General features: G+C 65.6%; 21 protein-coding genes. 5 read left to right on the top strand and 16 right to left on the bottom strand.

The window, feature by feature from the left end; translation table 11 throughout:
- Window positions 1–143: 143 nt before the first annotated feature.
- The 5 genes from rpsJ to rpsL form a co-directional block, all read right to left on the bottom strand.
- Window positions 144–455: a 30S ribosomal protein S10 gene (gene rpsJ, locus ACWPMX_RS01325; RefSeq protein WP_160610002.1), complete on the bottom strand. Its 312-nt coding sequence runs from the start codon at window positions 453–455 to the stop codon at window positions 144–146.
- 314 nt (window positions 456–769) lie between these two features.
- On the bottom strand, window positions 770–1,960 hold the full coding sequence (gene tuf / locus ACWPMX_RS01320) for an elongation factor Tu (protein WP_455698249.1): 1,191 nt from the start codon (window positions 1,958–1,960) through the stop codon (window positions 770–772).
- Window positions 1,961–2,051: 91 nt separating this feature from the next.
- The gene (fusA, locus tag ACWPMX_RS01315; protein ID WP_455698248.1) at window positions 2,052–4,145 is read right to left on the bottom strand and encodes an elongation factor G; all 2,094 of its coding nucleotides are present in this window, start codon (window positions 4,143–4,145) and stop codon (window positions 2,052–2,054) included.
- An 89-nt stretch (window positions 4,146–4,234) separates the two neighbouring features.
- The gene (rpsG, locus tag ACWPMX_RS01310; protein ID WP_455698247.1) at window positions 4,235–4,705 is read right to left on the bottom strand and encodes a 30S ribosomal protein S7; all 471 of its coding nucleotides are present in this window, start codon (window positions 4,703–4,705) and stop codon (window positions 4,235–4,237) included.
- 71 nt (window positions 4,706–4,776) lie between these two features.
- Window positions 4,777–5,148: a 30S ribosomal protein S12 gene (gene rpsL, locus ACWPMX_RS01305; RefSeq protein ID WP_160597809.1), complete on the bottom strand. Its 372-nt coding sequence runs from the start codon at window positions 5,146–5,148 to the stop codon at window positions 4,777–4,779.
- A 384-nt stretch (window positions 5,149–5,532) separates the two neighbouring features.
- Here rpsL and ACWPMX_RS01300 point away from each other — a divergent pair, with 384 nt between their 5' ends.
- Both ACWPMX_RS01300 and ACWPMX_RS01295 read left to right on the top strand, forming a co-directional pair.
- On the top strand, window positions 5,533–7,461 hold the full coding sequence (locus ACWPMX_RS01300; protein WP_455698246.1) for an AAA family ATPase: 1,929 nt from the start codon (window positions 5,533–5,535) through the stop codon (window positions 7,459–7,461).
- Window positions 7,462–7,753: 292 nt separating this feature from the next.
- Window positions 7,754–8,236: a hypothetical protein gene (locus ACWPMX_RS01295; RefSeq protein WP_455698245.1), complete on the top strand. Its 483-nt coding sequence runs from the start codon at window positions 7,754–7,756 to the stop codon at window positions 8,234–8,236.
- Window positions 8,237–8,606: 370 nt separating this feature from the next.
- Here ACWPMX_RS01295 and ACWPMX_RS01290 read toward each other — a convergent pair whose 3' ends face one another.
- The 5 genes from ACWPMX_RS01290 to ACWPMX_RS01270 form a co-directional block, all read right to left on the bottom strand.
- Window positions 8,607–9,395 carry a LysR family transcriptional regulator gene (locus ACWPMX_RS01290; protein WP_455698244.1) on the bottom strand — a complete coding sequence of 263 codons (789 nt, stop codon included), beginning with the start codon at window positions 9,393–9,395 and terminating at the stop codon, window positions 8,607–8,609.
- Between the two features lie 188 nt (window positions 9,396–9,583).
- Complete coding sequence (gene apaG / locus ACWPMX_RS01285) at window positions 9,584–9,994, bottom strand: Co2+/Mg2+ efflux protein ApaG (protein WP_455698243.1); 411 nt, start codon at window positions 9,992–9,994, stop codon at window positions 9,584–9,586.
- A 54-nt stretch (window positions 9,995–10,048) separates the two neighbouring features.
- The gene (locus ACWPMX_RS01280; RefSeq protein ID WP_455698242.1) at window positions 10,049–11,392 is read right to left on the bottom strand and encodes a PAS domain S-box protein; all 1,344 of its coding nucleotides are present in this window, start codon (window positions 11,390–11,392) and stop codon (window positions 10,049–10,051) included.
- 126 nt (window positions 11,393–11,518) lie between these two features.
- Window positions 11,519–12,730, bottom strand: a complete 1,212-nt coding sequence (locus ACWPMX_RS01275) for a trans-sulfuration enzyme family protein (protein WP_455698241.1) — start codon at window positions 12,728–12,730, stop codon at window positions 11,519–11,521.
- 92 nt (window positions 12,731–12,822) lie between these two features.
- A complete protein-coding gene (locus ACWPMX_RS01270; protein ID WP_455698240.1) occupies window positions 12,823–13,035 on the bottom strand; it encodes a hypothetical protein in 213 nt (70 codons plus the stop codon).
- 171 nt (window positions 13,036–13,206) lie between these two features.
- On the opposite strand from ACWPMX_RS01270, the gene ACWPMX_RS01265 reads away from it, so the two are divergent.
- Complete coding sequence (locus ACWPMX_RS01265) at window positions 13,207–14,481, top strand: phospholipid carrier-dependent glycosyltransferase (protein ID WP_455698239.1); 1,275 nt, start codon at window positions 13,207–13,209, stop codon at window positions 14,479–14,481.
- On the opposite strand, the gene ACWPMX_RS01260 is transcribed toward ACWPMX_RS01265, so the two are convergent.
- Genes ACWPMX_RS01260 through ACWPMX_RS01245 form a run of 4 tightly spaced genes read right to left on the bottom strand, consistent with a single transcriptional unit; the run spans window position 14,482 to window position 17,929 of the window.
- Window positions 14,482–15,573, bottom strand: a complete 1,092-nt coding sequence (locus ACWPMX_RS01260; protein WP_455698238.1) for a glycosyltransferase family 2 protein — start codon at window positions 15,571–15,573, stop codon at window positions 14,482–14,484.
- Window positions 15,570–16,628 (bottom strand): 3-isopropylmalate dehydrogenase, encoded by a 1,059-nt coding sequence (leuB, locus tag ACWPMX_RS01255; protein ID WP_455698237.1) that lies wholly within the window; start codon window positions 16,626–16,628, stop codon window positions 15,570–15,572. Before leuB ends, ACWPMX_RS01260 begins: the two co-directional genes overlap by 4 nt.
- Entirely contained in the window at window positions 16,625–17,227 is a 603-nt protein-coding gene (gene recO / locus ACWPMX_RS01250) for a DNA repair protein RecO (protein ID WP_455698236.1), read from the bottom strand. The genes leuB and recO overlap by 4 nt, the downstream gene beginning before the upstream one ends.
- Window positions 17,228–17,929, bottom strand: a complete 702-nt coding sequence (locus ACWPMX_RS01245; protein ID WP_455698235.1) for an arylesterase — start codon at window positions 17,927–17,929, stop codon at window positions 17,228–17,230.
- Window positions 17,930–17,984: 55 nt separating this feature from the next.
- On the opposite strand from ACWPMX_RS01245, the gene ACWPMX_RS01240 reads away from it, so the two are divergent.
- Both ACWPMX_RS01240 and ACWPMX_RS01235 read left to right on the top strand, forming a co-directional pair.
- Window positions 17,985–18,674, top strand: coding sequence for an ABC transporter ATP-binding protein (locus tag ACWPMX_RS01240; protein ID WP_455698234.1), 690 nt, complete (start codon window positions 17,985–17,987; stop codon window positions 18,672–18,674).
- Window positions 18,675–18,684: 10 nt separating this feature from the next.
- A complete protein-coding gene (locus ACWPMX_RS01235) occupies window positions 18,685–21,198 on the top strand; it encodes an ABC transporter permease (RefSeq protein ID WP_455698233.1) in 2,514 nt (837 codons plus the stop codon).
- A gap of 4 nt (window positions 21,199–21,202) precedes the next feature.
- Here ACWPMX_RS01235 and ACWPMX_RS01230 read toward each other — a convergent pair whose 3' ends face one another.
- Both ACWPMX_RS01230 and ACWPMX_RS01225 read right to left on the bottom strand, forming a co-directional pair.
- A complete protein-coding gene (locus ACWPMX_RS01230) occupies window positions 21,203–21,670 on the bottom strand; it encodes an RDD family protein (RefSeq protein WP_455698232.1) in 468 nt (155 codons plus the stop codon).
- Between the two features lie 107 nt (window positions 21,671–21,777).
- The gene (locus tag ACWPMX_RS01225; protein ID WP_455698231.1) at window positions 21,778–22,227 is read right to left on the bottom strand and encodes a DUF805 domain-containing protein; all 450 of its coding nucleotides are present in this window, start codon (window positions 22,225–22,227) and stop codon (window positions 21,778–21,780) included.
- Window positions 22,228–22,342: the final 115 nt, after the last annotated feature.

Below are 22,342 nucleotides of genomic sequence, written 5' to 3'. Positions count from 1 at the left end.
GTCATGCGTCGCCCCGTCCGGGCCAAAGTGCCTTCCCGCGAGAGAAAGCGAGACGGGGGACGCTGCCCGGCTACGTGCCGGAGGTATCCCTTGCCGATCTCTCGGCGACCCCGGACCAAATCCAGGGCTGTCGGCAAACTGGCTTAGGCCAGTTTGATCTCGACGTTAACGCCAGCCGCGAGGTCGAGCTTCATCAGCGCGTCCACGGTCTGGGCGTTTGGCTGCACGATATCGAGCAGCCGCTTGTAGGTGCGCACCTCGAACTGCTCGCGCGACTTCTTGTCGACGTGCGGACCGCGGTTCACGGTGAACTTCTCGATGCGCGTCGGCATGGGGATGGGGCCGCGAATAAGTGCGCCCGTACGACGGGCGGTGTCCGCGATCTCGCCAGTGGCCTGGTCGAGTACGCGGTGGTCAAACGCCTTGAGGCGAATGCGGATATTCTGAGCTTCCATGTCCCTACCGATGCGAAAGAGCCAAGTGGATCGTTACCAACCCACAAAAAAGAAAGGCCTGCCCCGCTGGAGCCCCGGTTTCCCGGTAGCGGGCGACCTTCCCTGAAATTCGATTATCCGGAGACGAATCTCCGTCTGTGGGCGGGCCTATACGGATGAGGCGGGTCGCACGCAACCCCAAGAATCGGGGTAATTGCGGCCACAAGCAACATTCCGTCCCGGACCGGCGGCGAACCATCTTGCCCACACTTAAAGGAAAGGGCCCGCCTCCCCGTGGGAAGGCGGGCCCTGAACCCTTGGTCAGATCACCAGGCTTACTTGGTGATCTTCGCGACGACGCCCGAGCCGACGGTGCGGCCGCCTTCGCGGATCGCGAAGCGCAGGCCCTCGTCCATGGCGATCGGAGCGATCAGCTTGACGCCGATCGTCACGTTGTCGCCCGGCATGACCATCTCGGTGCCCTCGGGGAGAACGACCTCACCGGTCACGTCGGTGGTGCGGAAGTAGAACTGCGGGCGGTAGTTGGCGAAGAACGGCGTGTGACGGCCACCTTCGTCCTTCGACAGCACATAGACCTCGGCCTCGAAGTCGGTGTGCGGCTTGACCGAACCCGGCTTGCAGAGGACCTGGCCACGCTCGACCTCTTCACGCGCCACGCCGCGGATCAGCGCACCGACGTTGTCGCCGGCTTCGCCGCGGTCGAGCAGCTTGCGGAACATCTCGACGCCCGTGACGGTCGTCTTCTTGGTGTCCTTGATGCCGACGATCTCGACTTCGTCACCAACGTTGACGATGCCGGTCTCGATGCGGCCGGTGACGACCGTGCCGCGACCCGAAATCGAGAACACGTCTTCGATCGGCATCAGGAACGGCTTGTCGACCGGACGGTCGGGCTGCGGAATGTACTCGTCGACGGCCTTGATCAGCGCAACGACCGAGTCCTTGCCGATGTTGTCGTCACGACCTTCGAGAGCGGCCAGCGCCGAACCCTTGACGATCGGAATGTTGTCGCCGTCGAAGTCGTACGAGCTGAGCAGTTCGCGAACTTCCAGTTCGACGAGCTCGAGGATTTCCTCGTCGTCGACCTGGTCGACCTTGTTCATGTACACGACCAGCGCCGGCACGCCGACCTGACGGGCGAGCAGGATGTGCTCGCGGGTCTGCGGCATCGGACCGTCGGCGGCGTTCACGACCAGGATCGCGCCGTCCATCTGGGCGGCGCCGGTGATCATGTTCTTCACGTAGTCGGCGTGGCCCGGGCAGTCGACGTGCGCGTAGTGGCGCTGGTCCGACTCGTACTCGACGTGCGCGGTCGAGATCGTGATCCCGCGCTCGCGCTCTTCCGGCGCCTTGTCGATGTTCGCGAAGTCGACGGCGGTGCCGCCGTACACTTCAGCCATCACCTTCGTGATCGCCGCGGTCAGCGTGGTCTTGCCGTGGTCGACGTGACCGATGGTGCCGATGTTGCAGTGCGGCTTGTTCCGCTGGAATTTTTCCTTAGCCATTTTGACTCTAACCTCTGTCTGGATTGAATTTCACCAAGTCAGGCTGCGGCACCCGGTGAATCGGGTGCCGCCCCTAGACGCTCACCCCTGCTTAGGCAAGCTTCTCCTTGACCTCTGCGGCGACGTTCGCGGGCACTTCGTCGTAGTGCGAGAACTGCATCGAGTACTGCGCGCGCCCTTGCGTGAACGAGCGCAGTTCGTTGACGTAACCGAACATGTTGGCAAGCGGGACCATGGCCTCGACCGACTGCGCGTTGCCGCGGCTGTCGGTGCCCTGGATCTGGCCTCGCCGGCTGTTGATGTCGCCGATGACGTCGCCGAGATAGTCCTCGGGGGTCACGACTTCCACCTTCATGATCGGCTCGAGCAGCTTGATGCCCGACTTCTGCGCGACTTCGCGCATCGCACCGCGACCGGCGATTTCGAACGCGATCGCGCTCGAGTCGACGTCGTGGTACGCACCGTCATACAGCTCGACGGTGAAGTCGATGATCGGGAAGCCGACGAGGTAGCCGCTCTCGGCCTGCTCGCGGAAACCCTTCTCGATCGCCGGGATGTACTCCTTGGGGATGTTGCCGCCCTTGACGTTGTCCTCGAAGACGAAGCCCTGGCCGCGTTCACCCGGGGTGACCTTGACCTTGACGCGGCCGAACTGGCCGGAGCCGCCCGACTGCTTCTTGTGGGTGTAGTCGACGTCGACCGGCTTCGCGAGGTATTCGCGATAGGCCACCTGCGGCGCGCCCACGTTGGCCTCGACCTTGAACTCGCGCTTCATGCGGTCGACGATGATGTCGAGGTGGAGTTCGCCCATCCCCTTGATGATCGTCTGGCCGCTTTCGTGGTCGGTCGACACACGGAAGCTCGGGTCTTCCTGCGCCAGGCGGTTGAGGGCGATGCCCATCTTTTCCTGGTCGGCCTTGGTCTTGGGTTCCACCGACAGCTCGATCACCGGCTCGGGGAATTCCATCCGCTCGAGGATGATCGGCTTGGCCGGATCGCAAAGGGTGTCACCAGTGGTGGTGTCCTTCATGCCCGCCAGCGCGACGATGTCGCCCGCGAATGCCTCTTCGATGTCCTCGCGGTTGTTCGAGTGCATCAGCAGCATGCGGCCGATCTTTTCCTTCTTGTCCTTCACCGAGTTCAGGACCTGGCCCTTGGCGAGCTTGCCCGAATAGATGCGGGTGAAGGTAAGGCTGCCGACGAACGGATCGTTCATGATCTTGAACGCCAGCGCGCTGAACGGCGCGTCGTCGCTCGAGGGACGCTCGGCTTCCTCGTCGCTGTCGGGCAGCACGCCCTTGATCGCGGGAACGTCGAGCGGGCTCGGCATGTAGTCGACCACGGCGTCGAGCAGGGGCTGCACGCCCTTGTTCTTGAACGCCGAACCGCAGGTCACGGGCACGAACGCGCGCGCCATGGTGCCCTTGCGGATGAGGCCCTTGAGCGTCGCCACGTCGGGCTCGTTACCCTCGAGGTACGCTTCCATCACGTCGTCGTCCTGTTCGACGACGAGCTCGATCAGCTGCTCGCGGTATTCGGCGGCCTTGTCGGCGAGGTCGTCGGGGATCGCGACGTATTCGAACTCGGCACCCAGGCTCTCGTCCTTCCAGACGATGCCGCGGTTGTTGACGAGATCCACGACGCCCTTGAGCTGGCTCTCCGCGCCGATCGGCAGGTAGAGCACCAACGGCTTCGCGCCGAGGCGGTCGATGATCGACTGGACGCAGTAGTAGAAGTCCGCGCCGGTGCGGTCGAGCTTATTGATGAAGCACATCCGGGGCACGCCGTACTTGTCGGCCTGGCGCCACACGGTTTCGGACTGCGGTTCCACGCCCGCGACGCCGTCGAACACCGCGACCGCGCCGTCGAGGACGCGCAGCGAACGTTCGACTTCGATCGTGAAGTCGACGTGCCCGGGGGTGTCGATGATGTTGATGCGGTGCTTGGGACCCTGGCCGTCTTCGGCCTGCCAGAACGTGGTCGTGGCGGCCGAGGTGATGGTGATCCCGCGCTCCTGCTCCTGCTCCATCCAGTCCATCGTGGCGGCGCCGTCGTGGACTTCGCCGATCTTGTAGGACTTGCCGGTGTAGTAGAGGATGCGTTCGGTCGTGGTGGTCTTGCCGGCATCGATGTGCGCCATGATGCCGATGTTGCGATAGCGCTCCAGCGGATATTCGCGGGCCATTTCAAATTCCCTCTGTCTGAGGTGTGGGGGTCTGGGGGACGCCCGCCAAGGGCGACGCGTCCCCTATATAGGTATTACCAGCGCCAGTGTTACCAGCGATAGTGCGAGAACGCGCGGTTGGCGTCGGCCATGCGGTGGGTGTCTTCCCGCTTCTTGACCGCGTTGCCGCGATTGTTGGCCGCATCCATCAGCTCGCCCGAGAGGCGGGCCGCCATGGTGGTCTCCGCGCGGCCGCGAGCGGCGGTGATGAGCCAGCGGATGGCGAGCGCCTGGGCACGCTCGGGGCGAACCTCGACCGGCACCTGGTACGTGGCACCGCCGACGCGGCGCGAACGCACCTCGATCTGCGGCTTGATGTTGTCGAGCGCGGTGTGGAACACCTCGATCGGGTTGGCCTTCGCACGGTTCTCGACCGTGTCGAGCGCACCGTAGACGATGCTTTCGGCGACGGACTTCTTCCCGTCGAGCATCAGGTTGTTCATGAACTTCGACAGCACCTGATCTCCGAACTTGGGATCAGGCAGGATTTCCCGCTTCTCGGGACGACGACGACGAGACATTCTCGTTATTCCTTATGCTGGGCCGCCTCGCCAAGGGGCGCGCGGCCAGAAACCTCGAAAAAGCGAAGCGCTTACTTCGGACGCTTGGCGCCGTACTTCGAGCGGCTCTGCTTGCGGTCCTTGACGCCCTGGGTGTCGAGAACGCCGCGCAGCACGTGGTAGCGCACGCCCGGAAGGTCGCGCACGCGGCCGCCGCGGATGAGGACCACCGAGTGCTCCTGCAGGTTGTGCCCTTCGCCCGGGATGTAGGTGATGACCTCGCGCTGGTTGGTCAGGCGGACCTTGGCCACCTTGCGCAGCGCCGAGTTCGGCTTCTTCGGGGTCGTCGTGTAGACGCGGGTGCAAACGCCGCGCTTCTGCGGGTTCGCTTCCATCGCAGGGACCTTGGACTTGGCCTTCTGCGGAACGCGGCCCTTGCGGACCAGCTGGTTGATCGTCGGCATTAAAGAGTTCTCTCTCTTCACCATGTGAAGGCGACACAAGGGCGAAGGAGGAGGGAAAGGGCCGTGCTATCTCGAAACCGTCACCCCGGACTTGATCCGGGGTCCAGCTGACCAAGGCGCCGCCGAAGGCGACCGCCTGGTTGAGAACACGAGCCTGAAACACTCCACCCGCGTCCACGGACACCGGGTTACTTTGACGGCTGCCCGGATACCCGGACGACACCGCCAACGTTCAGCTCAACCGGACACGAATGCCCGGAAGCGCGCGCCATTAGGGGGATTCGGGTGGGGGGTCAAGGTTTTCGCTTCGGATTGCAGCACTCCGCTTGTGTCGAATAAGACATTTGTCCAAAGAAAGTCGAAATCAATATCTAAGGGCGGGGTATGCAGCTGGAGAATCTAAAACTGCGTGGGTTTCGGCGCTTTGAGGAAGAAACCAATGTTCAGCTGAGCGGCAAGCTCGTCGCCTTAACTGGCCCAAATGAAGCTGGCAAATCCAGCATCCTAAAGGCACTCTCCTCGTTCCGTGATGAAGAGGCGATTGATGCCGTAGACACGACATTCAATTCTGACGTCAAGCCGTGGTTAGAACTCTCGTTCTATCTGAGCGCAGCGGATTTGAAAGCCGCTCAACTAAGCGAGGCTAGTTGGCTCATCGTTCGAAAAGAGCAGAATGGCTCCCTGACCTATCGGCTTTCACCGACGCCGAAGCGTGACACGGCAAAGCGGTCAATCGTCGTGAAGGGACTGCAGAAGTTACTGACTAGCCGATCTTTGCGATTGAAATTTGAGGATGCGGGAAAGCCGATTGCGGACGAGAAATACTCTCAACTTATCGACGAAATTTCTCATCAGAATCCGCTTTCCGATTCGGCCGTCGTCCTACTAAATGAAGCCAAGTCCGCTTTGACCGTCGAGAAAAACGCGGAATTCCCGCAGTATGCTAGGATTTTGCCTCGCGAGATTGAAGCGCTCTTGGAATTTGAAGAGACGCACGATCCAATTGATTATGCAATCGATGAACTGCGTAATCGGATACCCAACATCTTGATGTTTTCGGAAAAAGATCGAAATATCCAGCTTCCGTACAATATAAACCTTTACAACCACCCCCCACAACCGAAACGTCCATCAAAGCCGGTAGCAGAGATTCTTCGCCAAGCGGATGTAAGTATTCCGCAGATAAAACAAGCAAGGGAGGCCGCTAACCAAGGCGCGGTGACTGGCATCATCAATTCTGCGAATGAAAAGTTGGCTGACCTCTCAAGAGGAGTTTGGAGCCAATCAGACGCAGCGCTTGTCTTAGCCCTAGATGGTGCCCAGCTGGACATAGTTGTAGAAAATAAGGAGGGGTTCGAAACTAGAGATCGATACACCGATCTCAAATCTAGAAGCGACGGCTATCGGCAGTTTATTGCCTTACAGGTCTTTGCCTTTCTACAAAGGGATAAGGGCAGCATACTGTTGATCGATGAAGTGGAGCAGCACCTTCACTACGATGCGCAGGCAGATTTGGTCCAACTTCTTCAGAATGAGCAAACGATCCAGAAGGTGGTTTACACCACACACTCTGCTGGCTCGCTCCCAGAGGACCTAGGTACAGGTGTCCGGCTCGTCCATTGGAACTCAACTAGCAAGAAAACGAGCGGCGTCATCAATCGCTTTTGGCACCAACATGACCACGCTGGATTCAGGCCCCTACTTTTTGGTATGGGGGCGGCGACGCTAGCCTTTTTTCCCACTCGCAAGGCCCTGATCGGAGAAGGGCCGACGGAACTTCTCATTCTCCCGAAGCTGTTGCGGCAATCAATGAAATTGGACTCTCTTGATTTTCAGATCATTCACGGCCTTGCAAACATAAGCCCGAAAGGCCTTCCAGCACTAAGCGGGTCGGCAGACGGCGTCGCATACCTTGTCGACAATGACGGTGGGGGTCGTGCAATACAAAAATCATTAGAGGGCGCAGGAGTCGACGCCGATTCAATTTTCTCTCTCAAGAGTGTGGCTACCTCGGTCGTAACGGTCGAAGATTTGCTGGACGACGCCGTGTGGGTACGCGCAATCAACGATTACATCGGGCAGTTTGGCGCCGTGATGGGTTTGCAGCCGATAGCTTCTGCACCTAAGACCGGGCGCATCGCAGCGTTGCCTGTTCAACTCAGAAAGCAAAAGGTTTCTTTTGCTTACAATGTGCTCGATCAGTTGGCCGAAAACCCCGACCTCCAAATCGTTGCGCCGCGATACAGTAAGAAACTAAGCGAACTAGGTGTGCTGATCCGGAATCATCTTGGTCTTTATCCGGCCGTAAATTAGGAATTCTAAGATAGAACTATTTTCCTACACGCCCCAGATCTGCAACCTATCCGCGGTCCATGACCGATTTGCCCGCGCCCACCTCACCCGCTCCTGACTCTATCTTTTGCGCCCCTCACGCGCCGGGCGCAGCGCATCCGCGCTGCTTGGATCCCGGCCAAACCGGCCGAAGCGCGTTCGCGCTTGCGGTCGGCTGGTCGCCAACCGTACCAATCCTTCCCCGCGAGGTCACACTGTGAACGCTCCGCCCTCCCCCGCTCCCCCCGCATCGCCGCCAGTAAGCACCCGGCGGGTGGCCCGGCAAGCGACCTCTGCGGTCGCGTACGCCCCCGCGCCCGAGCCGGAGGAGGACGATCCGCTGCTCGCCTTTGCGCCGTTCCTTCACCCCGCCCCGCGCCGCAATTCGATCACGCCCGCGCTGCAGCGGCGGTTCGTCGCCACGCTCGCGGCGACGGGGATCGTGAACCAGGCGGCGCGCTCCATCGGCAAGAGTATGGAGGCGCTCTACAAGCTGCGGCACCGCCCCGGCGCGGAAGGGTTCGCCGCCGCGTGGGATGCGGCGCTGGGCTGGGGCGCGGACCGGCTGGAGGATTGCGCGCTGGAGCGCGCGCTGCGCGAGGACTGGGATTTCGACGGGTGGAAGGGGCGCGGGCACGGCCTCCTCATCTACCTCATCGAACTGCGCACCCGCTTTCGCATCGACGAGCGCGATGTGGTGCCGGGGCACCCGCTGTACGAGCGGATCCGGCGGGAGGTGCTGGATTCTATTGTCTAGCCTCAAGCGCCGGCGGCCGCCTCCGCGGCCTTAGGCTTCCGCGCCAGTGGGCGCGACGGCCGTTCGGCCTTGCGGTCGGTTGGTCACCGACCGTGCTCTAGCGGATTGGGCGTCTCGCCTTTCCGCACCTGCGAGCGCCCGTTCGGGCTTGCGTTCGACTGGTGTCGTCGACCGTGCTCTCGCGACGCGAACGCGGGGATCGTCGCGCAAGCCCACCCCGCTGCGACTAGACGGCGAGCCGTCAAGTCTCGCACCCCTCCCGCAAGCGGGCGGGGTAACTCAGCGCACAAGTCTCCCCTCCCGCTTGCGGGAGGAGCAGTCATCGCACAAGTCTCCCTCCCGCTTGCGGGAGGGGCCAGGGGTGGGCCTGTCAGGCGGTGAGGAAAGCGACCAGCGTCTTGACCTTCTTCTGCCGCCATTGCGGCAGCGGGGCGACGAGCCAGTAGGCGCGGCGGCCTTCGTCGGGCCCTTCGATCACCTCGAGCCGGCCGGCCTCGACCGCCTCGTCGACGAGCAGCTTGGGCAGCATCGCCTTGCCGAGGCCGGCGATCGCGCTCGACAGCGCCTGGCCGGGGTTGGCGACCTGGACCATGCCTTCGGCCCCTTCGGGCAGCGGCGCGCCGGGCCACGCAATCCACTGGTCGGGCGCGCCGGGCGCGGTCACGACCATGCGGCGCGCGGGCGCGAGTTCGACGCCTTCGAGATCGCCCGGACCGTCGACCAGCCGGATCGCGATATCGAGGTTGGTCTCGGTGAAGTCGGCGTTCTCGTCGGCGATGAGCTGGAAGCGCACGCCGGGGTTGGCGGCGACGAACTTCGCCAGCCGGTGGCTGAGCCACTGGGCATAGAATTCGCGCGGGGCGGCGATCGTGTAGCGGTCGCTCGCCTGGCTGGCCTGCATGGCCTGGACCGATTCCTCGAACTTGAGGAAACCTTCGCGCAGGGCGTCGAGTCCGGCGAGCGCCTCGTCGGTCAGTTCAAGCCCCTTGCTGGTGCGGCGGAACAGCACCGTGCCGAGGTGATCCTCGAGCGCGCGGATCTGCTGGCCGACCGCCGCCGGGGTCACCGCCAGTTCGTCCGCCGCCCGCGTGAACGACAGGTGCCGCGCGGCGGCATCGAACACGCGCAAGGCGTTGAGGGGAAGGTGCGTGCGCTTCATTTGCGCGCTCACGTAGCGAAGCGGTCGCGCAAAGGAAAGTCCGCGCTCAAGTAGCGTAGCGGTAGCGCACAGGAACCCCCGCGCTCAAGTAGCGTAGCGGTAGCGCACAGGAACCCCCGCGCTCAAGTAGCGTAGCGGTAGCGCACAGGAACCCCCGCGCTCATGCAGCGTAGCGGTAGCGCGGTTTGCTAGTGGCCCGCTTCCGCCGGAGCGGCGAGCGGGAAGAACGGGATGCGCACTTCCAGCGGCTCGCCGTGGCCGCCGGTGAGCCGGTGGAAGGTGTAGAACCCCTCCATCGTACCGTGCGGGGTCGAAAGCGGGCAGCCCGACACGTAGTCGTGCGACTGGCCCGGATCGAGCACCGGCTTTTCGCCCACCACGCCCTCGCCATCGACGACGTTCACCGTCCCGCGGGCGTCGGTGATGCGCCAGTGGCGGCTGACGAGCTGCACACGTTCGTGGGAGCCGTTCTCGATGCGGATGTGATAGACCCAGAACCACTTTCCATCCTGCGGGCGCGACTGCTCGGGCAGGAAATTGACCGCCACCCGCACGGTGATCCCGTCGGTGATGGCGGCATGCTGGAAGAGTTCTTTCATGACGAATCGAAGACTAGCGCGGCTGCCGTCGCCCATGCAAGGGCGGCGGGCGTGCTAACCGAGGTTTCGCACCGGATCGGCGATGACCGGCTGCTCGGTCGTCAGATCCCAGACCAGTCCTTCGGGCGCGAAGGTATGGACGACCTGCGCCTGGAGCGCGCGGCGCGGGATGTCCTCGATGAGCTGGCTGCCGAAGCCGCGATGCGTGGGCTCTGCCACCGCCGGTCCGCCGCTTTCGCGCCACGCCATGCGGAAGCCGCCCCCAACGCAGGCCCACTCGATCGCCACGCGCCCGCTCTCGACCGACAAGGCGCCGTACTTGAGAGAATTGGTCGCCAGTTCGTGGAGCGACATCCCGATGATCTCGGCCGCGCGCGGGATCAGGGCGCAATCGGGGCCGCTGCGCGAGACCCGGCGACCGGCTCCGCTGATGAACTGCAGTTGCAGGCGGACCAGTTCGTCCACCGGAACCTCGCGCCAATCGCGGCTGACGAGGATGTCCTGGTTGACCGACAGGCTGCCCACGCGGTCCTCGAACCGCTGCACCAGTGCGGTATCGGCGCCGAAGCTGCTGCGGGCGAGCGCCTGCACCTTGGCCAGCATGTTCTTCGACCGGTGGTTCACCTCGCGCAGAAGGACGGTGATCTGTTCCGACTGTTCGCGCTGCTCGGTGATGTCGGTGTTGGTGCCGAACCAGTAGCGCACGTTGCCCTCTGCATCGCGGATTGGCTGGGCGTGGCTGAGGAACCAGCGCCACTCGCCCGCCGCACTCTTCAGCGGAAAGACGTCCTGCCACTCGGTACCGTCGCGAATCGCGGCTTCGAAGCGACCGCGGACCCGCTCCTCGTGGTCGGGGTGGCGCACGTGCCGGCGCAGTTCCTCATCGACCGTATCGGGCTCGATCCCGGTGAATTCGTACCAGCGCCGGTTGAACCATTGCACCGCGCCGTCCGCGTCCGCGATCCATGCGAGCTGGGCCATGTTGTCGGCGAGCATGCGGAAGCGCGTTTCGCTTTCGCTCAGGCGATCCTCCATCGCGGCGTGCTCGCTGGCATCGCGAGCGATCTTGCTGGCGCCGATGACGTGTCCGTCCGCGTCGCGTACGGGAGAAATGGTGACGGCAACGGGAATTTCGTGCCCGTCCTTGTGCAGCCGCCGGGTCAGGAACAGGCCGATCCGCTCGCCCTTCTTGACGCGCGCGATGATGCGGTCTTCTTCGTGCTGCCGATCGTCAGGCAGCAGGCGGCGGATCGAATTTCCGACCATCTCGCCGCTGGTCCAGCCGAACAGGCGCTCGGCCGCGGGGTTCCAGCTTACGACCCGTCCGTCGAGGTCCTTGGCAATGATCGCGTCGTCGGCCGACTCGATCAGCGCAGCGTAATGATCCTGCGGGTTCATCTGGCGCCCCTGCGCCGGCCGGCGTCGTAGATCACGGCTTCGTCAAATGCCCCCAAGCAACACGCAGTTTACAGTCCGACCTGCCGCAACAATGACGCACTGCACCCCAGGTTCCCGATACCCGCGTCACAGTCCCGCAGCGGAAAGCGCCCGGTCGATATCTTCCTTGAGGTCCTCGATGTCCTCGAGCCCGACATTGATCCGCAGCAGGCCCTCGGTCACCCCCATAGCGGCGCGCGCTTCGTCGCCCATGTTGGCGTGCGTGGTGCTGGCGGGGTGGCACAGCAGGCTGCGGCAATCGCCGATATTGTTCGAGATATCGACCAGCTCGAGCGCGTCGAGCACCGCGAACGCCTGCGTTCGGCCGCCGGGCACTTCGAAGGCGAAGATCGGTCCGGTTCCGGCGGGCATCTGGCGCACCGAGAGGTCGTGGCGCGGGTGGCTCGGAAGTCCGGGGTGCAGCATCTTCGAAACGCGCGGCTCGATGAACTTGCCCAGCTCGAGCGCCGACACGCTCTGTGCCCGCGCGCGCAAGTCGAGCGTCTCGAGGCCCTTGAGCACGACCCACGCGTTGAACGGCGACAGGTTGGGCCCGGTATTGCGCTGGAACGGCAGCAACTGCTCGTCGATGAACGCCTTCGACCCGCAGACCGCCCCGGCCAGGACCCTGCCCTGCCCGTCCATCAGCTTGGTCGCGCTGTAGGCGACGACATCGGCCCCGAATTCGAGCGGGCGCTGCAGCGCGGGCGAAGCGAAGGCATTGTCGACGACCGTCACGATACCGCGCGACCGGGCAAGGTCGCAGACATACTTGAGGTCCACCACGTCGAGCGTGGGGTTGGCCGGGGTCTCGAAGAAAAACACCTTTGTGTTCGGACGGATCGCCGCATCCCATTCACCGTCGACCGCGCTGTCGATCACCGTGGTCTCGATCCCGAAGCGGGGAAGCAACTGGTCGACGAGCCAGCGGCACGAGCCGAACGCGGCGCGCGCGGCAACGACGTGGTCTCCGGCGGAGAGCTGGCACAGCAGCGCCGCGGTCATCGCGGCCATGCCGCTCGCCTGAGCGCGGCACGCCTCTGCACCTTCCAGCAGGGCGATCCGCTCCTCGAGCATGGCGACGGTGGGATTCTGCAGGCGCGAGTAGGTCATCCCCTCGGCCTCGCCCGCGAAGCGGTCGGCGACCGTCTGCGCGTCGTCGTACGTATAGCCCGAGGTGATGAACAGCGCTTCGCTGGTCTCGCCGTGTTCGCTGCGCCAGGTTCCGCCGCGCACCGCTCGGGTGGCGGGGCGCCAGTGCGCCGTGGCGGCGCGGTCCATTCCGGTGGTCTTCTTCATAGCAAGTCGCGCTCTATGGGTGACGCGCTATCCACTGCAAACAAAAACGGGGCCGCATGGGCCCCGTTTCCGTATCGATTTGCACCAGCGCCTTACGGGCTGACCGCATCGTCGTTGTCGTCGAGCAGCAGGATCGCGCCGACCACGACCGCGATGGCGATCGCGATCCAAAGCCAGCTGCCGCCCATTTCGCTTTCCTCGGCGGCGGGTGCCGAAGTGCGTGCCGCGGGAGCGGCTTGCGCGGCCACAGGCGCAGCAACGAGCGTCAGTGCGGCAAGCGACGATGCAATTGTCTTGAGCTTCATTCATCTTCCCCTTGATTTCGAGATGGCGCGACCAGCTCTATTTGTTCTGCGTTGCCGCTTATTAACAGCGTGCAACAAGCGCAAGCCCAATCGACTGTCGATGCGACAATTCGTGCTTTCATCACGCCAAGGGATTGCACACCGCGCCCGGCCCGCTAACGAAGCGCGCGAATGATCCAGGTGCCGCACCATCCCCGCGATCCGCTCGGCTGGTGCGCCGGGATCGCGCTCGCCTTCCTTGCGCTGCTTCTGTTCCGCCTCGGCATCCCCTCGCGGCCCTATTTCGACGAGATCCATTACCTGCCCGCCGCGCGCGGCTTGCTCAACGGCACCGACTGGCTCAATCGCGAACATCCGATGCTCGGCAAGGAGCTGCTGGCGGTGGGCATCGGCCTGATCGGCGACCACCCGTTCGCGTGGCGACTGCCCAGCGCGATTGCCGCTGCCTTCACGGTCTTTGCCGCCATGCGCGCGCTGTGGTTCGCCTCGCTCCGCAGGTTCGCAACGATCGCCTACGGACTTCTCCTCGCAAGCGGTTTCTTCCTGCTCGTCCACGGGCGCATCGCCATGCTCGATGCGTTCATGGTCGCGTTCCTCGCGCTCGCCTTCTGGCAGTGCGCGGCCGCGGTGCGCGAGTCCGAGCACGGACGCCGCAGCCTCGCGCTGGCGGGGGCGGGCATCGGCCTCGCGCTTGCGGTCAAGTGGAACGCTGCCCCGCTCGCGCCGCTGCCGGGCCTCGCATTCCTCGCCATCCGCCTCCACGCCTGCGGCTGGAAGGGACTGCTGGGCCACCGGGGCGCGCCGGTGCCGGGCATTCGCCTCGCCGAAGCCGCCCTATGGCTCGGCCTGCTTCCGCTCGCGCTCTATTCGCTCACCTACCTTCCCGCCTGGTACATCGAGCCCGGCGAAGTCGCCCAGCGTGGTTTCATCGGCCTGCACGAGATGATGATCCGGATGCAGGAAAGCGTGGTCAAGCCGCACCCCTACCAGTCGACCTGGACCGACTGGATCATCGACCGCCGCGCGATATGGTATTTCTACGAGCCCGCCGACGGCGCGCAGCGCGGGGTGCTGCTGATCGGCAATCCGGTGTCGATGATCCTCGGCCTGCCCGCGCTGCTGTGGTGCGCCTGGGCCGCATTGCGCCACAAGCGCGCGGACGCGGGCGCGGTGGCGGTCATCTACGCGCTCAGCCTCGGCTTCTGGATCGTCGCGGCCAAGCCGATCCAGTTCTACTATCATTACTTCGTGCCGAGCATGGCGCTGCTCGCCGCGCTCGCGCTCGCGCTCGACGAACTGCGGCGCGGCAAGCTGGCCTGGATGGCATGGACCGCGCTGGTCGCGACACTCGGAGTGTTCGCGTGGTTCTACCCAATCCTCAGCTCCGCCCCCTTGAGCGGCGAACGTGCGTTCGAGAACTGGATGTGGCTGGATAGCTGGAGGTAGCTAGAACCGCCCCCAGACGAAACGGCTCGACAAGGCGTAGTTCCACACCGAGCCGATGACGATCCCCGCCAGCGCCGCAAGGACCCAGTGGACGCCCCGCCCCTGAAGCAAGGTCGCTGTAGCGACATTGGCAAGAGCGCCGACCGCACAGGTCGCGCAAAAGCCCGCCCAGCCCTTCAGCCACTTGCCCACGCTCCGCAGCCGCTGGTCGCGATAGGTGAGGATATTGTTGAGCCAGAAGTTGAACGTCATTGCGGCGAGCGTCGCGAACACCGTCGCCAGTGCGAACCCTTCGCCGACCACGCGATAGAGCAGCGTCAGCACGGCCATGTGGACCGCCACGCCGAGCGCACCGACCGTGCCGAACAGCGCGAAGCGGCTCGGCACGATGCGCCCGAAGCTGCGATCGTAGAGCCCGACGAGGAATTCGAACGCCACCGCACCGTCGAGCTTGCTCTCGCCTGTGCGCCGCTCGGCGAAGGATAGCGGAAACTCGCGCACCCGCAGCGGCGGTTCGGCGGTGGCCAGCAGGTCGAGCAGTATCTTGAAGCCGATCCCCGACAGCTTGGGCGCCGACGCCCGCAGCCGCTCGGCGCGCAGGAGGAAGAATCCGCTCATCGGGTCGGTCAGTTCGACCCCCGTCACCTTGCGCGCAAGGCGGTTGGCGAGGCGGCTGCCCTTCTCGCGCGTCTCGCTCGACAATCCCGCCGCGCTGCCGCCCTCGACGAAGCGGCTGGCGACGGCGACGTCGCATTCGCCCGCCTCGACCGCAGCGAGCATCCCCGGCAGCAGCGCGGGATCGTGCTGGTGGTCGGCATCCATCACCGCGACGAAAGGGGCAGCGGTGGCGCACATCCCCTCGATCGCGGCGCTGGCGAGGCCGCGCCGGCCGAACCGCTGGAGCACCCGAACGCGCGGATCGGCGAGCGAAAGCACGCGCGCTGCGTCGGCGGTGCCGTCGGGGCTGCTGTCGTCGACGATGACTACTTCCCAGCCGCTCGCGCCGAGCGCGGCTTCGATGCGTGGGATCATCGGCGCGAGGTTGTCGCGCTCGTTGAACGTCGGGAGGATTATTGCGAGCTTGGGGTTCACAGACGGGCGATTACAGCGTCGCCGATGGCAGCGGTAGAGGCCGTGCCGCCCAAATCCCCGCCCAGTATACCGTCGGCGAGCGTTGCCGCCACCGCGCCCTCTATACGCGCCGCCTCGGCCTCGCGCCCGAACGAATGGCGCAGCGTCATCGCCGCCGACAGGATCGCCGCCATCGGATTGGCCTTGCCCTGCCCGGCGATGTCCGGCGCGCTGCCGTGGATCGGTTCGTAGAGGCCGAAGGTGCCGAACGCCGTCTGCCGTTCGCCCAGCGATGCGCTCGCGAGCAGGCCGATCGAGCCGACGCACATGCTCGCCTGATCGGACAGAATGTCGCCGAACAGGTTGCCGGTCACCACCACGTCGAACCGGCCCGGGTCCTTCACGAGCTGCATCGCGGCGTTGTCGACGTACATGTGCTCGAGCGCGATGTCGGGGTACTCCGCCGCCACCTCGATCACCACGTCGCGCCAAAGCTGGCTCGTCTCGAGCACGTTGGCCTTGTCGACGCTGCACAGGCGGCCCTTGCGAACCCGCGCCGCGCGGAACGCGACGTGAGCGATCCGGCGCACCTCGTCCTCGGCATAGGACATCATGTCCCAACCCCGGCGGCGCCCGTCGGGCAGCGTTTCGGTGCCCTTATCCCCGAAATACACGTCGCCATTCAATTCGCGCACGATGAGGAGATCGATGCTGCGGGCGATCTCGGGCCTGAGGCCGCTCATCTGCTCGAGCCCCGCGAAACAGGTCGCCGGACGCAGGTTGGCGAAGAGGCCGAGTTCGGAGCGGAGGCCGAGGATCGCCTGCTCGGGCCGCAAGGCGCGCTCCAAGTTGTCGCAATCGGGATCGCCCACCGCGCCGAACAGCACGGCATCGGCGGCGCGCGCGATCGCGAGCGTTTCGGGCGGCAGCGGATGGCCGTGGCGCTTGTAGGCCACACCGCCCACGTCGCCTTCGAACAGCGTCAGTTCGGGCAGGTCCACCGCCTCAAGCACGCGCACCGCTTCGCGCGTCACTTCGGGACCGATCCCGTCGCCCGGGAATACCGCGACCTTCATGCCCTCAACTTCTCCAGCCGCTCGCCCAGCATTGCGCGCAGGGCCATAGCATCGCCCTTTCGGTCGGCAAGGAGGTACCGGTCCAGCGGGGCGGCGGTGCGGGCAAACATTTGCAGGAGCGCGTCAAGATCGGCTTGTTCGGGCGGGCGGGCCCCGCCGTATCCCAGTTCGCGCAGGACCAGCGCCTCGTACCCGACCAGCGCACGCAGCCACCCGCGCGCCGAGGGTGCATGGCACACCGCATCGAGCGTCGCGCCGAGCGCGGAGTAGAGCGAGGGATACGGATTGCGCTCGGGCAGCGCGAGGGCGGTAAGCGCGGTGACCCAGCCGATCGCGCTCGCCGCCAGCGGCTCGCCGAGCCACGGTCCGCGGCTTTCGACCAGCTCGAGCTTGAGGAATGGCAACTGGCTGTCGCTCTTCGCGCTCAGTTCGGCCGCGACCCGGTTGCCCGGGATCACCACCGGGCGCAGCACCCGCCCCCGCCCGCCCGCGACGTACCCGGCCACGAGGCCGTATTCCTCGGTCAGCACCCGCGCGATCACCGCCGTCTCGCCGTGCTGGCGCGCGGCGACGAGGATGGCGGGGAACGTCAGGTGCACTCAGTCGGCCTGCGGCAACGCTTCGCCGACCGCCGCGGCGGTTGCCTCGACCAGCGCGGCGACGCCCTCGGTCGTCGGGTGGACGCGATCGGCCTGAAGCATCGCGGGGGTCGCGAAGACCGCCTCGGTCACGAACGGGATCAGCGCCGCGCCGTATTCCTTCGCCAGCGCCGGATAGATCGCGTCGAACTCACCCTGCCACGCCGCGCCGTAATTCGGCGGAGCCTGCAGGCTGTAGAGCGCGACCGGAACCTCCCGCTTCTTCAACTCGTCGAGCATGGCGATGAGGTTGGCGCGGGTCTGCTCGGGTGGCAGGCCGCGCAACAGGTCGTTGCCGCCCAGTTCGAGCAGTACGAGGTCGGGCTTCCGGGGCTGGCTGTCGAGCGTAAAGGCCAGCCGCTGGCGCCCCGCCGCGGTGGTGTCGCCCGAGACGCCCGCATTGGCGATCCGCACGTTGCGGCCCTGGCTGCGCAGCGCGGCCTCGAGCCGGGCGGGATAGCTCTGCGTGCCGGGGTCGTCGAGACCGTATCCGGCGAACAGCGAATCGCCGAATGCGAGCACGGTCCGCTCGGGTCCGGCGACCTCGGCGGACGCGCTCGAAGCGGTTGCAGCCACTTCGGTTTCCTGCGGTATCGGTGCCTCGCTCCCGCAGCCCACCAGCAGACCCAGCGCCAGCACCATCGACAATCCGCCTACCCGCATCGACAAACCTCTTCGCAAACTCGCCTTCGCACCCCAGCTATGCCATCGCATGCCAGTGACAAGTCCCGAAGCGGCGATTTCCGCCCGCAACCTCACCCTGACCCTCGGCAACCCCGCCGCGCCCGTCGAGATCCTCAAAGGGATCGACCTTGACGTGATGCCCGGCGAGGTGGTCGCGCTGCTCGGCCCATCGGGTTCGGGCAAGTCGAGCCTGATGGCGGTCCTGACGGGACTCGAACGCGCGACCGGCGGTTCGCTGACCGTCGCGGGCGCGGACTTCGCGGGGATGGACGAGGATGGCCTCGCGATGGCGCGGCGGGGCCGCATCGGCATCGTGCTCCAGGCCTTCCACCTCCTACCCACGATGACCGCGCACGAAAACGTGGCGACCCCGATGGAACTGGCCGGAATGGACGGCGCGCGTGAACGGGCGGCCGCGGAGCTGACGGCGGTCGGCCTTGGCCACCGCATCGATCATTATCCCGCGCAGCTTTCGGGCGGCGAGCAGCAGCGCGTGGCGATCGCCCGCGCCACCGCCCCGCGCCCGGCGCTGATCTTCGCCGACGAGCCGACCGGCAACCTCGATGCCGCGACCGGCCACGCGATCATCGACCTGCTGTTCGCACAGGCCGCCGATACCGGTGCGACGCTGCTGATCATCACCCACGATGCCGAACTCGCCGAGCGCTGCAGCCGCGTGATCACCATCGGCGACGGCCGCATCGCGAGCGACGTGCGAAAGTGAGCCTGGCCAAGTGACCTGGACCGCCGCCTGGCGCATCGCGCGCCGCGACCTGTCGGCCCGTTTCCGGGGGCTGCGCCTGCTGCTCGTCTGCCTGTTCCTCGGCACCGGCGCGCTGGCTGCGATCGGGACGCTGACGGGCACCATCGAGCAACAGCTGACCGATCGCGGGCGCGAGTTCCTCGGCGGCGACCTGCAGGTTTCGCTGTGGCAGCGGGCACCGACCGGCGACGAAGTCGCGGCGCTCGGCGAGTTGGGTACGGTGTCGCAGGGGTCGCGGATGCAGGCGATGGCTTCGACCGAGACCGCCGCCGCCCCGGTCGAGCTGAAGGCGGTCGACGACGAATGGCCGCTATACGGCACCGCCACGCTCATGGACGGCAAGGCGATCGGCGCCCCGCCTGCGGGGCAAGCTTGGGTCGCGCAAGGGGCGGCGGACCGCCTCGGCGTCGTGCCGGGCGATACTTTCTCGGTCGGCACCAAAACGCTGACAGTCGGCGGCATCCTCGATGTCGAGCCCGATCGGCTCGGCGAAGGCTTCCAGCTCGGCCCCACGGTAGTCGTGCGGGCCGACGTTCCTGCCAGGGCCGGGCTCACCGCGCCCGGTGCAATGTACCGTTCGCGCACCAACGTCGCTTTCCCGGGCGGCGGGGGCGACGTGCAGGCGGCGGAAGAGGCGCTCAAGGAGCGTTTCCCCAACGCGGGGTTCGAGATCCGCACCCGCGATCGCGGCGCGCCTGGAGCGGATCGTTTCGTCGGGCGGATGGGCGAATTCCTCACGCTCGTCGGCCTCGCCGCGTTGGTCATCGCCGGGATCGGCATCGGTGGCGGCGTGTCGTCGTACCTCGACGCGCGGCGACAGGGTATCGCCACGCTCAAGGTGCTCGGCGCGACGAGCACCGACATCGCGAAGATCTACACGCTTGAGATCGGCGCGGCGGCGCTGGTCGGCAGCCTCGCAGGAATCGCGACTGGCGTGGCGATCACGCCGCTGCTGGCGATGGCGCTCGAGGGGTTGCTGCCGGTCGGCACCGGGTTCGCTTTCGCACCGGGCGCGCTGCTGATCGCGCTCGCCTATGGCCTGCTAGTGGCACTGGTATTCGCCGCGCCGCCGCTGGTGCGGGCGCGGCACTTCCCCGCGATGGCTCTGATGCGCGAACGGGTGAGCCCGTTGGCGCGCGACAAGAAGGCGCTGATCCCGGTGCTCGCCGGCCTCGCTGCCATCGCCGCGCTGGCGCTGTCGACCGCGCGCGACATCCTGCTGACCGCGGGCTTTCTTGCCGGGGCTGCCGGAGCGCTGGCGCTGCTCGCGCTGCTCGGCTGGGCGATCCGCAAGGGGGCCGCACGCCTCCCCCGCCCGCGCGATCCGCTGTGGCGGGCTGCGCTCGCCAACCTCCACCGCCCCGGTGCGGCGACGGGTACGCTGGTGACCGCGCTCGGCTTCGGCCTTGCCGCCTTCGTCCTTCTCGCCGCGGTGCAGACGAGTATCGATGGCACCATCGCCCGCCGCGTGCCGGCCGAGGCGCCCGACTATTTCGTGCTCGACCTCCCCAAGGACCGCGAGGCAGCGTTCCGCACGCTCGTCGGCACCGACGCGCAAGGCTCGACCGTCCGCACGGTGCCTGCGCTGCGCGGCGCGATCCTCGCCTATGGCCCGAAAGATTCGATGACCCGTGTCGCCAGCCTCGGCAAGGACCTGCCCGAGGGCGCGTGGGCGCTGCGCGGCGAACGGGGGCTGACCTATACCGACGCTGTGCCGCCGGGAAATACCGTGACCGAGGGCAAATGGTGGCCGAAGGACTACGCGGGCGAACCGCAGGTCTCGGTCGACGAGGAACTGGCCGAGGCGATCGGGCTGAAGGTCGGGGACTATCTGACCATCGGCGTCCTCGGGGTCGAGCGCACCGCGCGGATCGCTTCGCTGCGGCGGATCGACTGGCAGACGATGGGCTTCAACTACGTGCTGGTGTTCAGCCCGAACACGCTGCGCGACGCGCCGCACAACCTCGCCGCGACGATCGAACTACCCGACGCAGCGAACAAGGGCGCGCTGCTGCGCGCGCTCGTCGACGCCTTCCCTTCGTCGAGCGTGATCGAGACCGGGCCGGTGCTGCGGCAGGCACGCGACCTGATCGCGCAGGTCGGCATCGCTACTCTCGCCGCCGCTTCTGTCGCGGTGCTGGCGGGGCTGGCCGTGCTGCTCGGCGCGATCGCAGCGGCGCGGGCCCAGAGGACCTACGATACGGTCGTGCTGCGCGTGCTCGGCGCGAGCAGGCGGCAGGTCCTGCTGCTCGCGCTCGCCGAATACGGGGCGCTGGCACTGGTGCTGGCGGGCGTGGCGCTGGCGATGGGCCTCGGTGCGGCGTGGTACATCGTGACACAGATGTTCGAGTTCGAATGGCTGCCGGGCTGGGGCGCGGTGCTGGGCGTGCTCGGCGCGGGCCTCGCGCTCGTCGTGACCTTCGCGCTGGTCGGCGCGCTACCCCTGCTGCGTGCAAAACCGGCGCAGGCGCTGCGGGAGCTTTAGCGCGTCAGGCGAATACGCCCGCGTCGACGGCCGCTTCGCCCGGCTTCGCTTTTACGACCAGTGTCCCGCACATCAGGTCGTGCAATCCCTGCTTGCGCTCGGTGAAACCGGCCATGACGAAGCCGATGCAGAGGATGAGCGCCGACACGAACTTCGCGAAGTATCGCCCAAGCGCACGGAGGAAGGTGATGCGCCCTCCGGCCATGTCGGTCACCGTCAGCCCAAGGATCATCTTGCCCAGTGTTGCCTGCTTGGCACTGCTCTCCATGATTACGAAGTAGAGCACCCCGAGGACGAACATCACGACATACAATCCGACGAACAGGCCTCCGGCCACTTCATCGGACAGCACATGGGCCGCCGGTATCATGCTGAGGCCCAGTGTCATCACGAAGACCATCTGGACGACGTAAAGGATGATGGTGTCGATCAAATAGGCTGCGACCCGCAACCAGAATCCCGCGTAATCCAAATCGGTTCTCCGCTATGGACCCTTCAACGCTGACTCGCGCAATGCCGAACGAAGGGAGACCCGCCAGCGAGCCTCCCTCCGAAACGGCGATGCAAGCCAGCCTTTTGTCAGGCGAATGCTTCCGCCTCGCCCTCGCCTTTGGGATCGGGACCGAACCGGTTCGGTCCCGGTGTCCCCGGCAGCGCCATGAGCACGAGGTAGGCAATCGATGCGAGCATCCCGACAAGCGGAATGAACGAAGCGACCATGATTCCCAGATACCACCATCCGCTCATGTCGCGGTCATGCAGGCGGCGCACCGATACGGCGATGTTGGGAAGCAGAGTAGCTAGTGCGTAAAGCAAGATAAGCAGTCCCGCTCCGCTGAAAAGGCCCGCATAGATCGACAGCGGGTTGTTCGGATCGAGTTCGACCTGCGCTCCGAGAACCCCGAACGCCAGAATCGCCAGCACCGCATAAACGATGACGTTGAACAAGAAGAACATCCAGAACTCCTTGCGCCGCGAGCGTCCGCTGAATTCCGCGTAGCGCTTGAACGGCAAGATCATCCATTCCATCGGAACACTCCCCCTTTTGTTGGTCCCTGCCGCGAAACCAACATACAAGTCCCTCGCGCGCAACAAAAAAGGGCTCCGCGGACGGAGCCCTTCTTCGTTTGCTTCGTGCCTATCC

It is taken from the genome of Tsuneonella sp. HG094 (genome assembly GCF_053819285.1).
The sequence above is the reverse complement of the archived record's forward strand: the minus strand, read 5'-3'. Positions and strand labels throughout refer to the sequence as shown.